General features: G+C 51.9%; 14 protein-coding genes and 1 pseudogene. All 15 read left to right on the forward strand.

Translation table 11 applies throughout. The annotated features are described in order from the left end of the window. Positions 1-6: 6 nt before the first annotated feature. The 15 genes and pseudogenes from AC0YN4_RS01165 to AC0YN4_RS01235 all read left to right on the forward strand — a co-directional run bounded on the left by AC0YN4_RS01165 (position 7) and on the right by AC0YN4_RS01235 (position 14,090). The gene (locus AC0YN4_RS01165) at positions 7-936 is read left to right on the forward strand and encodes an ABC transporter permease (RefSeq protein WP_475780641.1); all 930 of its coding nucleotides are present in this window, start codon (positions 7-9) and stop codon (positions 934-936) included. 36 nt (positions 937-972) lie between these two features. Next, entirely contained in the window at positions 973-1,887 is a 915-nt protein-coding gene (locus tag AC0YN4_RS01170) for an FAD binding domain-containing protein (protein WP_475834899.1), read from the forward strand. 2 nt (positions 1,888-1,889) lie between these two features. Beyond that, positions 1,890-4,190, forward strand: coding sequence for a xanthine dehydrogenase subunit D (pucD, locus tag AC0YN4_RS01175; RefSeq protein WP_475834900.1), 2,301 nt, complete (start codon positions 1,890-1,892; stop codon positions 4,188-4,190). Further along, positions 4,187-4,696 carry a (2Fe-2S)-binding protein gene (locus AC0YN4_RS01180; protein WP_475780644.1) on the forward strand — a complete coding sequence of 170 codons (510 nt, stop codon included), beginning with the start codon at positions 4,187-4,189 and terminating at the stop codon, positions 4,694-4,696. Before pucD ends, AC0YN4_RS01180 begins: the two co-directional genes overlap by 4 nt. Next, positions 4,693-5,178, forward strand: coding sequence for a nucleoside deaminase (locus tag AC0YN4_RS01185; protein WP_475780645.1), 486 nt, complete (start codon positions 4,693-4,695; stop codon positions 5,176-5,178). Before AC0YN4_RS01180 ends, AC0YN4_RS01185 begins: the two co-directional genes overlap by 4 nt. Further along, positions 5,175-5,675, forward strand: coding sequence for a 2-oxo-4-hydroxy-4-carboxy-5-ureidoimidazoline decarboxylase (gene uraD / locus AC0YN4_RS01190; protein WP_475780646.1), 501 nt, complete (start codon positions 5,175-5,177; stop codon positions 5,673-5,675). Before AC0YN4_RS01185 ends, uraD begins: the two co-directional genes overlap by 4 nt. A 23-nt stretch (positions 5,676-5,698) precedes the next feature. Continuing rightward, positions 5,699-6,709, forward strand: a complete 1,011-nt coding sequence (pucL, locus tag AC0YN4_RS01195) for a factor-independent urate hydroxylase (protein WP_475834901.1) — start codon at positions 5,699-5,701, stop codon at positions 6,707-6,709. Continuing rightward, on the forward strand, positions 6,709-7,050 hold the full coding sequence (gene uraH / locus AC0YN4_RS01200) for a hydroxyisourate hydrolase (RefSeq protein WP_475835554.1): 342 nt from the start codon (positions 6,709-6,711) through the stop codon (positions 7,048-7,050). The genes pucL and uraH overlap by 1 nt, the downstream gene beginning before the upstream one ends. Positions 7,051-7,127: 77 nt before the next feature. Further along, positions 7,128-7,337, forward strand: coding sequence for a hypothetical protein (locus AC0YN4_RS01205; RefSeq protein WP_475780649.1), 210 nt, complete (start codon positions 7,128-7,130; stop codon positions 7,335-7,337). A gap of 337 nt (positions 7,338-7,674) precedes the next feature. After that, on the forward strand, positions 7,675-7,824 hold the full coding sequence (gene rpmG, locus AC0YN4_RS01210) for a 50S ribosomal protein L33 (protein ID WP_090983819.1): 150 nt from the start codon (positions 7,675-7,677) through the stop codon (positions 7,822-7,824). 133 nt (positions 7,825-7,957) lie between these two features. Continuing rightward, positions 7,958-8,869: a CapA family protein gene (locus AC0YN4_RS01215; protein WP_475834902.1), complete on the forward strand. Its 912-nt coding sequence runs from the start codon at positions 7,958-7,960 to the stop codon at positions 8,867-8,869. A gap of 126 nt (positions 8,870-8,995) precedes the next feature. Further along, a pseudogene (locus AC0YN4_RS01220) lies at positions 8,996-10,495 on the forward strand (DHA2 family efflux MFS transporter permease subunit); the annotation flags it as partial. Positions 10,496-10,547: 52 nt separating this feature from the next. Next, positions 10,548-11,405 (forward strand): LysR family transcriptional regulator, encoded by an 858-nt coding sequence (locus AC0YN4_RS01225; RefSeq protein ID WP_475834903.1) that lies wholly within the window; start codon positions 10,548-10,550, stop codon positions 11,403-11,405. A 173-nt stretch (positions 11,406-11,578) separates the two neighbouring features. Beyond that, positions 11,579-12,613, forward strand: coding sequence for an NADH:flavin oxidoreductase/NADH oxidase (locus AC0YN4_RS01230; protein ID WP_475834904.1), 1,035 nt, complete (start codon positions 11,579-11,581; stop codon positions 12,611-12,613). Between the two features lie 127 nt (positions 12,614-12,740). Next, the gene (locus AC0YN4_RS01235; RefSeq protein WP_475834905.1) at positions 12,741-14,090 is read left to right on the forward strand and encodes a beta-propeller fold lactonase family protein; all 1,350 of its coding nucleotides are present in this window, start codon (positions 12,741-12,743) and stop codon (positions 14,088-14,090) included. Positions 14,091-14,099: the final 9 nt, after the last annotated feature.

Consider the following 14,099-nt stretch of genomic DNA (forward strand, 5'->3'; position numbering starts at 1 on the left):
ATGCCTATGGATACCATCATACAGCTGATACAGGTCGCCATTTCCTCCGGTACGCCGCTCTTGATTGCAGCGCTTGGAGGAATTCTGATTGAACGCTCCGGCATCATTCAGTTAGGAGCGGAAGGATTGATGCTGCTCGGCGCTGTGATGGCAGGGCTGACCTATTTGCATACCGCAAATCTGGCACTCACCATGCTGGCCGTCATCGGAATTAGCGCTATTCTTGGTTTGCTGCATGCGGCTTTTACGATTTCGCTGCGAACGAACCAAATCGTGACCGGGCTTGCGCTGACGTTATTCGGTTCAGGACTAAGTGCTTATCTGGGCAAAGGAATCAGCGGTATTCCCATTGCTCATGCCGTCCCTGTGATTCGGTTGACTTGGCTTATGCAAATGCCGGTGATCGGTGATCTGTTTGCCCGCTTGGATTTGGTTACATGGCTTAGTTTCCTGCTTGTTATCGCGATGCATGTGTATATCTATCGAACCTCTTGGGGGTTGCATCTGCGCGCGATGGGCGACAGTCCGGCGACAGCGGATGTGATGGGGATCCGAGTCTATGCATTCCGCTACGGTTGTGTGATCGCGGGCTCGATGCTGATCGGGATTGCCGGCGCCGACCTGCTGCTTGTGTATACCCCGACCTGGACGGAGGGGATGACGGCCGGACGAGGCTGGATCGCCGTTGCGCTCATTATATTTGCCAGATGGAACCCTATTCGTGCGTTATTCTGCGCGTATTTCTTCGGCTTGCTTAGTACAATCGGCTTTAGACTGCAGCTCATTGGCGTTGAAATCCCCTCTTATTTTCTGAAAATGATCCCGTATCTCGTCACCATTCTCGTTCTTATGGCTTTGGGCTGGCGTAACCGCAACAAACCGTCCGGTGCGCCTGAAGCGCTCGGCATACCTTATTATCGGGAACAACGATTCTGATTCGATTGTTCGTTTGGGTAAGGAGGTGATCGAACGATGAGCATTACCGACAATGAGGGCTCCCAAGACGGTCCTTCGGTCTGGCATCCGATAGACGCGGTGGAAGCTTGGCGATTGAAGCAGAGCTATGGCGATGAAGCGACGTATATCTCCGGCGGCACTTGGCTCTCCGCGCAGTGGGAGAATGGAGCAGCCAAACCGCGGCATCTGATTGATCTAAGCTGTATCCCCGGGATGAAAGGGATCACCGTCAGCTCGAAGGAAACCACAATCGGCGCGTTAACCGCTCTAACGACGCTTCGGCGAGACCCGTTTCTAGGCGAGCATTACAAGAGCATCGTCCATGCAGTGACCGGCATCGCCGCGCCATCGATCCGGAATGCGGCAACAATCGGGGGAAATATCGCTTGCAGGACAGGAGATATCCTCCCGGCGCTAATGATCAGTGAAGCTGAGCTGCTCTGGCATGATGGACGTAGTGTGCAGCGTGAACCGCTTATCCAGTGGCTCGAGCGTGTAAGCGAAGGGACTTCGCCGCAGGGCCGTATATTGACGCAGGTGAAGATGCAGCTGCCGGATACGAACCCGCTTGTGCGGAGAATGGAAGTCTATCAGAAGATTGGCAGACGCGAGGCGTTTACTCCATCCGTCGTAACGGCAGCTTATACCAGCGACATCGATATTACTAGCGGGGAGATCGGCCGAATCCGGATCGCCGTTGGCGGGGGACAGACCGTTCCGCATCGTCTGTACGGCGCAGAGAAGCTGCTGCTCAATGCCCTGATGAGCCCCGAGCTGATGGATAAGCTGTATGAGCAAGTTGTGCTGGAGGCGCAGCCCAAAGGCGATGCATTCGTATCCGCGGCGTATCGTAAACGAACGGCTGCCGGGCTTATCTCAGCGTTAATGTGGCAGCAATGGCAGAGCGCAGGAATGATGGGAGGGCGATGAACATGCTGCTTAACCGAAGCTCCGGCAAGGAGCGGTGGCGAGTCAGGCCTGACGGTCCTGGCAAAGTGACAGGCAAGCTTGCATATCTCACGGATCGGACAGCGCCGGGCATGCTGTATGGACGCGTGCTTCGCAGCCCTTATCCGCATGCGCGTATTCTAGCCATTCGTACGGATCATGCAAAGGAGCTGCCTGGCGTGCATGCCGTGCTGACGCATGCGGATATCCCGGGTTTGAATGGGTACGGCATTGCGATTCAAGATCAACCTGTCTTGTGCTGGGATAGAGTCCGCTATGTCGGCGATGCGGTTGCTTGTGTTGCGGCTGAGTCTGCGCTGCTTGCAGAACAGGCTTTGGCTTTGATCGAGGTCGACTATGAAGAGCTGCCGATTATGGACAGTCCTTCGAAGGCGATGGCGGCAGATGCGGTGAAGCTGCACCCGAAGGGGAATATTTTGCATCAAACCGAGTTTGCTTGCGGAGATATCGGGGAAGGCTTCGCGAGCTGCGTTCACATCGTGGAGGAGACCTACATTTCGCCGCGTCAGATGCATACGTACATGGAAACCGAAGGCGGCTTATTCGTTCCGGAAGCGGATGGACGGTTGACGGTTCATTCCCCGACCCAGCATGGGTTTATGGATCGCTTGCAGCTCTCGCGCATTACGGCGCTGCCGGAGGCGGCCATCCGCATCTTGTCCAGTCCGATCGGCGGTTCCTTCGGCGGCAAGGATGAGCTGAACGTTCAGCCCTATGGCGCTTTGCTTGCACTTAAGACGAATCGGCCGATTAAAATTCACAATTCGAGGCAAGAGTCAGTCAGAGCCGGACTTAAACGGCATCCGATGACGATTACGATGAAAACAGGCATTGATGGGAATGGCAGCATCTTGGCTCATCAAGTATCAATAACTGCGGATACCGGGCCTTATGCGACGCTTGGGGCGGAAGTGCTTCATTTTGCAACCGAGCATGTGATTGGGCCTTACCGATATGGAGCACTCGATGTTCAAAGTGTCTCCGTTTACACCAACAATGGGATGTCCGGCGAGTTTCGCGGATTTGGCGGCAATCAGGCGATATTTGCGCTGGAAGGTCAGATGGATCGTCTGGCGGAAGCGTGCGGGATGGAGCCTTGGGCATTCCGGCTGCACAATTTGCGTAAACCGGATGATCCGGGACCGTTCGGTCATCCGATCGCACCAACAAACGGTGCCAGACAGGTATGGGATGCGGTAGTGACTTCACCATTGTGGCAGGAAAAGCAACGGGTGCAGCGGCTTACTCCGTCGGAACCATGGCTTCATACCGGCATCGGAGCGGCGTTCATCATGCATGGGGCAGGGCTTGGAGCTGGCATACCCGACCCAGCAGGCGGCAGGCTGGTGCTCACCGGAGATGGTGTTATTGAAGCGCAATTCGGCTACGAAGAATGCGGGCAAGGGCTGCTAGCTTCCCTTGAGTTGATGCTGATGGAACAGTTCGGCTTTGCGGCGACAGATCTGCGCCTCATTATAGGCGACACGGATGCGGTACCGAACAGCGGCTCGACGACCGCCTCCAGAGCGACAACGATGATGTGGAAATCGCTGCAGCAGCTGCGGTCTCCTTTTATAAGTGAACTTCTCGGCGCAGCGGCTGAACTATTATCTCTTCCCGAGGATGGGCTGCGCGTTGGCGAAGGTGGTATCTGGAGCAAAGGCGAAGCGGGCGAAGGTAGCGGTATTCTATTGCTGAGTTACAAAGCGCTGGCGGATGGCGCGGTCGGACGGGAAATTCGCGCCGAGACGAAGTTTGCGTTCCCTGTCACGACTTTTCCACGGTCAGGAGCCCATTATCTGTACACATTTGCTGCGGTGGTCGTGAAGGTGGAGGTTAATACGCTGACAGGCTGTGTTCACGTACTAGAGCAATACCATGCTGTAGCAGCCGGTCCGGTCGTGAATCCGCAAGGATATCTGGGGCAAATCGAAGGCGGCAGCATCATGGCGCTCGGTTACGCGTTGACTGAAGAAGCGCTCATGCACGAAGGTCGTTATTTGACGACTAACCTCGATAACTATTTCATTCCGACGATCAAGGATGCTAACGGAATTGTTCATGTCGAAGCGATCGAGGAGCTGCCTGAAGGCGATGATTACGGTCCGCGAGGAGTCGGGGAAATCGGTTCGGTTGGCGTCGCGCCTGCAATACTGGCAGCCGTGAATGATGCAACCGGAAAGCGATTGAATAAGCTGCCAATCGATCCATTGGAACTGCTGGAGCGGCCGACTTTCACGGTGAAGGCGGTGATGGACCTATGAAAAATGAATCCGAGCTTCAGCAGTGGTCCTCGCCTTCTCCGTTAAGCTGCACCGTTAATGGCGAAGAAATACAGTTGAACGTACCCGAGTGTAAACGATTGTTGGCTATTCTTCGAGAAGACTTAGAGCTCTCCGGTACGAAAATATCCTGCGAAATCGGGCGCTGCGGCGCATGCATGGTGATGGTGGACGGCAAAGCGGTCAACGCCTGCCTGACGATGGCGTACCAATGCAGCGGGAAGGCAATTACGACGATAGAAGGTATTGCCGATCGCGAAGGGCTGCATCCTGTCCAGCAAGCTTTTCTCGATGAAGGCGGCTATCAATGCGGGTACTGCACGCCAGGCATGATAGTTTCGGTAACCGCATTGCTGCTGGAACAGCCGAACCCGACGCTTGAAGAGGTCGAGGAGGCGCTGTCCGGCAACTTATGCCGGTGTACGGGCTATGGGGGAATTATCCGTGCGGTGCACCGGGTGATTGAACAAGGGAGGGATCAGCCATGAATGAGAAGGAACGGCATTTGTATTATTTGCGCAAAAGCATTGAGGTGTCCAAGCAGGCCTTGGCTTCGGGCAATACGCCGTTTGGCGCGATCTTGGTCGATCCGTCCGGCACGATTGTTCTGGAGCAGGGCAATGTGGAGGTGACGACAGGCAGCTGTGCCGGTCATGCGGAGACGACGCTCATGGTGAACGCCTCTCGAACATTTTCCAAGCGGCAGCTCTGGCAGTTCACGCTTTACACTTCCGTTGAGCCCTGTGCCATGTGCGCAGGTGCGATCTATTGGGGGAACGTGGGGACGGTCGTATATGGCATGTCGGAGAAAAGACTGATGGAGCTGACCGGAGAAGATGAACGGAATTTAACGTTGAATTTGCCCTGCAGAGACGTGTTTGCCTGCGGTCGCAAGCCGATCGAAGTCATGGGACCATTTCCGGAAATCGATGCGGAGACGGCTGCCGTACATGCGGGGTACTGGACATGAGCATAAGTTTATGGCAGCTGAATACGCTCAGTAAAGAGATGTTTGTGGGTCAAATCGGAGGTGTGTTTGAGCACTCGCCTTGGATTGCGGAGAAGGCTTGGGAAGCAAGGCCTTTTCATTCCGTGAATGAGCTGCATGAAGCGATGCTGGCCGTAGTGCGGCAAGCGCCCGAAGATCAGGTGACGGAGCTGCTTCGCGCGCATCCGGATTTGGCAACTCGAATGACGATGACATCTTACTCCTCTTCCGAGCAGCAAGGGGCAGGACTAAATGAGCTGTCTCCGGACGAGTATAAGCGATTTGCGCAGCTTAATGCGGCTTACACCACGCAATTCGGATTTCCTTTCATCATGGCGGTACGCGGAAGAACGAAAGCCGATTTATTAGCGGCCATGCAAGAGAGGCTGCAGCATTCTGTCGTACAGGAGCGCAGACAAGCACTGCTCGAAATTCAGCGGATCACCCAGCTGCGTCTAATTGATTTAATCGAAGAATAAGTCTTGAGGTGAAAGGATGATGCATGATGAAGCTTCGTGATGGACGGACGCTTTATTATGGCAAAGGCGATGTGTTGACCTATCGAACCTATGCGGCTCCGCTTGTTGTAGCGCCGATTCCGGAATCACCTTATTGTGGCGAATCCAATATTATTTTTGCGCATAATGTGACGTTCTCCGTCAGCAGCGAGGTGCTGTTGAGCTCGTTTAGCGAAGGGGACAATACGCAGGTTGTGGCTACCGACTCGATGAAGAATTTCATACTCCGACATGCTGCTGTTTATGACGGTTGTACGACCGAAGGCTTCTTAGCCTTTGTAGCAGAAGCCTTCCTCGCTCAATACCCGCACGTTACGGATATTGAAATTGCTGCGGATCGCATTCCCTTTCAGACCATTCAGGTTGGCGGAAGTGGAGATGCTGGATTTAACGAGAGTGAATTGGTGTTTCGTCGATCTCATAACGAGCATTCACATGCTTCTCTGAAGATGAACTGTGAGGCTGATGCACGAGCGGTCATTGTCGATCATTCCAGCGGTATAGCGGATTTGCAGCTTATCAAAGTGAGCGGAAGCTCGTTCTACGGATTCATTCGTGATGAATATACGACGTTGCCCGAGAGCTATGATCGGCCTTTATTTATTTTCTTGAATCTTAATTGGCGATATTCGAAGGTTACGGATGCGTTGGACGGGAATGGTGGTGCGTATGTAGCAGCGGAGCAAATCCGTGATTTGGCTCAATATGCGTTCCACTCGATCCAGTCTCCATCTATTCAATATCTAGTCTGTCAAATAGGCTTACAGCTGTTAACGAGGTTCCCGCAATTGGAGGAGGTTAGCTTCGAATCCAACAACCGCACATGGGAAACGATCGTCGATCGTGATCCGGTTACTGGAGCAGGTGTGTATACGGAGCCGAGGCCTCCATTTGGGTTCCAAGGGTTCTCGCTGAGCAGAGCGGATTTGGAGCGTGAGGATTTTCTGAAGGCGCTGGCTGCTAATCCTTCAGCGAAGTCGGTTTCGTCGCCATGATGGGACAATTAACCACGCATGTACTGGACATGTCGCAGGGAAAGCCGGCAGCCGGGATGAACATTCAACTATGGGTTCATTCCTCGCTTGGCAAACCGCCGCAGTTGATCAAAGAGGTTCAAACGAATGCCGATGGACGTGTGGATGCGCCGTTGTTAGGCCGAGGCGAATTGCACATAGGCGAGTATGAACTCATATTCGATGTTGGGGGCTATTTCGGCGGGGACATACGGTTTCTGACTCTTGTTCCTGTTCGCTTCCTCGTCGAGGATTCGAGCTCCAACTATCATATTCCGTTGCTAGTCGCTCCAGGCGGTTACAGCACATATAGAGGAAGTTAAACTGGCAGGATTTTGCAAAATGGCTTGCGCGATGGTAGAGTGTAGAGTACCTACATACGTGCAAGGAGTGAGCATCGATGACAGATCATCAGGCGGTCCAAGTCCATCCCTTCTACAAACATGCTGAAGAGGCGTTCAAGCTGCTTCCGGAAGCAACGGAGAGTTTAGCGAAGCTGAGAACGGCGTTTGAAGCCGCGAACGAAGAGTTTCTGGCGATTGAGCTTAAACATATGCTGGCGAGGCTGGAAGAGCTGCGTGTCTTGTTCGCAGATGGTCCGACAGGTTAGATGGTAGAGAAAGAGCTAAGCGGCTTGTTGCGCTTGGCTCTTTTTGTTAGTGGTCAGGCTGAGACCAGCGAGGGCTTGCCGGCAATTTGCTTACGAGAAATTATTGTAACGAACCGTACAGGTCTTATTTGATTGGAAAATAGAGATTTGAAATTCTAACGAATCCTACAGGTCTTATTTGGCCATAAACTCAAGTGTTTCTAACTTTTTCTCCCGAATAAGACCTCTACGTTTCGTTAGAGCAGCCAGAGGAATGACGAGCAGTAAATCGTCAACTTGTGATTGTCACCCAGACACCTTCATTCATAACTTATGGATAAAGGAAGGTGATGAGAGCATGCGCGTCATTATTACGATGGCATGTACGGAATGCGGGACACGCAACTACATGACGACCAAGAGCAAGAAAAACAATCCGCAGCGACTCGAGCTTCGCAAGTATTGCCCGACGCATAAGAAGGTAACGCTGCATAGAGAAACCAGATAGACAGCAGACGATCCGCGGTTTCATGAACTGCGGATTTTTTCTGCCCGATTCCGTATCTAGGATTGCCCAACTTGCAAGCGGATCGATTGTCCGTCGAATAAGGTGGTGTAACGCGAGAGGAGTGGGTGAATGAATGAGAATCACAATTGCGGCTGTCGGGGATTTGCTGATGAAGAGGAAGATGATCGCCTCGGCCCAGCGAGAAGGCGGATTCGCACCGATCTTTGCCAAAGTGAAGCCCTATCTGCGGAATTCCCATTTCACGATAGGTAATTTGGAGACGACCTTCTCCGGTCCCAGCTTCCGCTCCGAGCGTGGAAAACTGTTGTTCAGCTCCCCGGACAAATTTGCGGCTACCTTGCGAAGCTTGGGCTTCAATGTCTTAGGCACAGCCAACAACCATTGTATGGACGGGAAAGTCTCCGGTTTGAAGCGGACATTAAACATCCTCGATCGTAACGGGCTGCGACATACGGGGACGAATCGCTCAGCCTCAGAATCACGCAAGAAACTGATTGTTCATGTGAAGGGAATTCGCATCGGCATTCTGGCGTATACCAAAGGAACGAATGGGATATCCGTGCCTCAGACGTGGATGGTCAACCGGTTAAACCGGAACAAAATGATTGCGGACGTGCGCAGTTTGAAGCGTAGAACGGATTTAATCATCGTCTGCCTCCATTTTGGCAAAGAATTTCGAGCTTACCCCGACCGCGGACAAATCCGGCTCATGCAGCTGTTATTTCGAAATGGTGTACATGTCGTGTTGGGCGCGCATCCTCATGTGCTGCATCCGATAAAGATGTTTAAGATGAAGGATCGCGATGGACAAATACGAAACCGGGTTGCTGCATCGTCACTCGGTAACTTCGTATCCACCGAACTCCCCCAGCACAAAGCCAGGCTTAGAGGCGCAATCCTGCTGTTAACCATAACGAAAAATGCGAAAGGCGTGACAGATGTGGTGAGGATGTCACGTGTGAGAACGCGAATTATACAGCAGGTTGGGAAAAATAACGTTTATCGAGTGGTGCCGGGGAGTTAGGAATAGGGGAACATGGTAATCCGTCAATAATCGTGCAGCAATTGGCAGATACAATTGCGGTCTTCATCAATTATTACTGCGGGTCGCGGGAGAACCTAATCAGCAGTAGTAAAGAAGGAGAGGACGCACATGTCTGCACGAACACAATCGGGACCAGTACCGAATAAAGATGACGACTTCTCATTTAAAGCCATTCTTCCGCCGCTTATGGCTATTATCGTAGGGATGATCATGGTCATACTCGACAGCACGGTCGTCAATAATGCCATTCCGCATCTGGTGGATTATTTCGATACCGATCTGAAGACGATTCAGTGGACAGTTACAGGATATACGCTTGCTTTGTCCGCTGTCATTCCGCTTGCCGGTTGGCTGACAGATAAATTCGGCTCCAAGCAGATCTTTCTGCTGACGATTACGTTATTCACGATTGGTTCGCTCTTATGCGGAATTGCGCAAAGCCCGGAACAACTGATCATTTACCGTGTTATTCAAGGGCTGGGGGGAGGTATGGTATCTCCGATTGGGATGGCGATGGTGTTCAAGCTTGCGCCTCCGGAACGACGCGGTTCAATTATGGGCGTATTAGGCATTCCGATGCTGATGGCGCCGGCTTTTGGCCCAGTCTTGTCCGGATGGTTGGTGGATTCGGTCAGCTGGCATTGGATCTTTATTATCAATTTGCCAATAGGCATCATTGCATTCATCCTCGGAGTGAAATACTTGCCTAAGTCTGATCGTCATCAAGCACCGCATCTGGACGTTATCGGCATGTTCCTTGCTCCGATCGCGTTTACGATGCTTGCCTTTGGTGTGAGTGAAGGAGGAACAAGCTGGTCTTCAACGGCTACGATTACTGGACTGACAGTCGGCGGAGCTGCATTGATCGCCTTTATATTCGTGGAGCTGAGACAGGAGCAGCCGCTGCTGGAATTGAAAGTGTTCAAATCTTCGGACTTTACCCGCGGTATCATCTTAACTTGGATTGTACAGCTGGCGTTGTTTGGTGCTATGTTGATTGTCCCGCTTTACCTGCAAAGCGTGAAACATTATACAGCACTTGAAACCGGCTGGATTCTGATGCCGCAAGCGCTTTGCGCAGGCATCGGCATGCCGATCAGCGGACGGCTGTTTGATAAAATCGGGGCCAGACCGCTTGCTTTCTGCGGTTTGACCGTAGTATCCTGCGCATTGTTTATTTTATCCGGCGTTTCGGTAGACACCAGCCTGTGGCTTATTATCGTATCCATCTGCATGATGGGACTCGGAATGGGCTTCTCCATGATGCCGCTGAATACCCATGTTCTGAACTCGGCACCACGTCGATTGGTCAGCCGTGTAACGCCGCTTACAACAGCCGCGCAGCAAGTTGTCGTCTCGTTCGCGGTTGCTGGCCTTACCGGGTATCTGACTTCGCAAATTACTTCCCACGCAGCAGGCGGGGCGGAAGGTGCAAATCCCCTGTCCGCGGTGGTGGCGGGTTATGGAGATACTTTCTTTCTCTCCGCATGTATTGCATCCGCAGGTGTTGTCCTTTCGCTGATCCTTCGGAAGCCTAGATTGAAGGAAGAAGATAAAGTAAGCACCGGAGACGAAGCGGATGCGGCAATGATGATGGGTCACTAGCCGTACTTCCGCTATGTTGATCGGGAGTAACCCAAAGTTATGAGGGATGAAGATGAGGATCGAATGGTTGGAGGCCTTCCAGCAGACGGCGGAAACGAAGAGCTTGACGAAGGCCAGCGAAGGCTTACATATCAGTCAGCCGGCTTTAAGCAAGCAAATTCGCAATTTGGAGGATGAATTAGGGGCACAATTATTGCTGCGTTCAACCGTCGGCGTAACGTTAACGGCAGCCGGCCAGATTTTGCTTGAACGAAGCAAAAGTATCCTTAATGAAGTGAACGCCTTGCGACGCGAGATTGCGCTTAGTCAAGACGAAGGGAAGGTCGTCCTCACAATTGGTTCGTGGCCGAGTATCGCGACGATTTACTTGCCCGGTCGAATAGCAGGCAATCAACAGGCACAAACAAAATTGGAGATTAAGGTACGGGTGTTTTATAGTTTTCATGACCTGTTAACCAATGTGGAAAATGGAACGATCGATGCCGCTTTTTTTGATGACAGAGGTGTTAAGCACTCCTTCAACACGACGCCAGTGTTTACGGAGCGGTTCTTCTTGTTTGTTCATGTCAACCACCCGCTATATGGCAACAAAGAAGAAGTGCTGTTTGATGAGATTCAGAATGAATCGTTTGTGATGCTGCCGGAAGGCTGCGATGTCAGGATGTTAGTCGAGAAGGAATTTACGCAAAGAGGGAAAGAGCTGAATATCGCAATCGAGATCGAACTGGGACAAAGCGTCCTTGGTTTCGTGCACGCCAACCTGGGGATTGCCATTTTACCTGAAATCTTCATTATTCAGAAGAAGGATACGATAAAAGCCGTTCCGATTTCGGACTTTGGAACGACGCGTCAAATCTCAGTCATTACACGCGAAGAATCAGTCAGCAGACAGCTGTTAGATTTCATATAGTCGCATACGTCATAACGATTGGTTATGTCAGACCTAACATAAACGAAGTACAATTGACCATTTTGTAATGGTACGATTGTGTAGCTTTATCGTCGTTTCTCACATTCCTATTAAGTAAATCAACGCCACTTCTGCCGAGAAGCAGTTGAGGGTATAAAGGAGCATGCGGAACCATGTACAATTTGTTTAATGATTTTCATATCAAAGGCATGGCACTGAAAAATCGAGTCGTCATGCCTCCGATGTGCCAATATGCCGTCCGAAATAATGATGGTATCGCCACGGAATGGCATTACGTGCACTATGTAAGCCGGGCGATCGGCGGAGCGGGGCTTGTTATTATCGAAATGACCGATATCGAGCCGGACGGCCGCATCACGGATTTCGATTTAGGCTTGTGGTCCGACGAGCAAATCGGTCCGCTCAAACGCATTGTTGACGCATGTCATGAATACGGTGCGAAAGTAGGCATCCAAATCGCTCACGCCGGACGTAAAGCCGAGCATGCGGAAGTTCCCGTCGCTCCATCGGCAATTCCCTTCGACGAGAAATCCAAAACGCCGAGGGCATTGACGACGGATGAAACAAAGACAATGGTAGATAAATTCCGTTTGACCGCCGAACGAGCGATCAAAGCCGGCGTAGACACCATCGAGATTCACGGTGCTCACGGCTATCTGATTCACCAATTCCAATCCGCCTTCACGAATAAACGTACCGATGAATACGGCAAGGATTTGACGCTGTTCGGTTGCGAAGTCATCCATGCAGTCAAAAGTGTAATGCCGGAGACTATGCCGCTTATCATGCGCGTTTCGGCCAGAGAATACGTGGATGGCGGCTATGGCCTTGATGAAAGCATTGCATTCTCTAAAGCGTACCGCGACGCCGGCGTGGATATGTTCCATGTGAGCTCCGGAGGCGAAGGACCTATTCTTGCGCATGGCAGACCGGGAACGCATGTTGCTTACCAAGTACCGATGGCCAGAGCGATCAAGAATGCCTTGGATGTGCCGGTTATCGCCGTCGGCAGACTGGACGAGCCATCGCTCGCTAACTCTGTCATCGGCAATGAAGACGCGGATCTCGTAGCTGTCGGAAGAGGCATGCTGCGAAATCCATACTGGACGCTTGAGGCAGCTGCCGTTCTTGGCAAAGAAACGTCGATCCCCGGTGTATATGGCATGGGTTTTAAAGGTTTAAAATAAGTTACTGAAGATACAGGATGCAACCGAGCCTGCATAATCTACCAGCACGAGATAGTGATATGTCTCGCGCCATTTACTCTAGCATCTCATAGGATAGAGGAATGGAAGAGTAGAGGAGGCGTCCCCTTTGCCGATCTTGGACACCGGGCTGCTGATTAATCGAGAACGAAGACGAACGGAAAGCCTTAGAATTACGGTCATGAATCGCGGAAGACAGCAAGCATCGGCAGGCATTCAAGTGTATACGATTGCAACCGAAGCGGCAGCTTCAATGGATTCGAAACTGGTAAACAGTGATCAAGTAGGAGGGGAGTACGGGAAGCTTGTGATGCGCAGGCTGGCTATCGTAGAGCTTCAGCCTGTCGGTTATTCAAGCGGCACGTTCACGGTCCAGCATGAGGTCAGAGAACTGGATCAATTTGGCGTTAGTATTACGGCGAACGGTCTTGCGGCCGGTGAAGTGTTTGCTACGATGGCGGAGGTTGATGACCAAGGAGAGGTGATCGCCCAGCATAACTTGCAGGTCATGTCCTCGCTGATGGATGAGATGATGCACGCTTACGTAGCCAATCATACCGGTCACACCGTAACCGTAATTCAGACGGCAACGAATACGAGAGTGGCAACGATCCCGTTCCCGGTTGGAAGCAGTCCGCGTCAGCTGGACTTTACCCCGAATGGGCGAGAAGTGTTAGTGACCTGCCAAGGGGATAAAACGGTCAAAATCATCAATACGCTCACGCATACCATCGCAGGAGAAATCACGTTCCCGGTAGGTGCAGTGCCGCTTGCGGTTGCCGTATCGCGCAATAGCGGCAAAGCTTACGTGACGACGATGGTAGAGGACTACATCGTCGTCATTGATACGGAAACCCGTTCGCTTATTAAGCTGATTTCGCTGCCTTCGGGCAGTGATCCGGTTGCGGTGGCAATCGCGCCTGATGGACAGAAGGCTTATTGCTGCTTAATTAACAAAGGCTGCATCGCGGTCGTAGATACGATCACCCATACTATTGTGTCCACGATCAAGCTGCCTCATGGGGCCAAGCCATCCGCGATCGCGTTTACCCCAGACGGTGAAATCGCCTATGTAACCGATGTGCAATTTGAACGAGTATATGCGATTCGGACTTCTACGTTCACCATTACGGCTACAATCAAGCTGGATACGGGCAATGATCCGCAGAAGCTTGTTATTACGCCGGATGGTGCATTAGCTTATGTGGCGAGCCGTGGTGGCGACGAGATCGTGGTCATCAATCTGTCGCGAAATGAAATTCTAACTCGTATCGAGCTGCCGGCAGGGAGCAATACGAGTGATATCGCGATTACTGCAGATGGTTTGAAGGTATATGTGACGATACTAACCTTTGGTTATGTTGCGGTAATTGAGGTTGCCAGTCAACTGCCGATTGCGATTCTGCCAACGGGCAGTTTCCCGTCCGGTGTTGCGATATCGCCGATTCTGCTGGATTGACCAAACAAA

The sequence above is a fragment of the Paenibacillus sp. J22R3 genome (assembly GCF_056269305.1).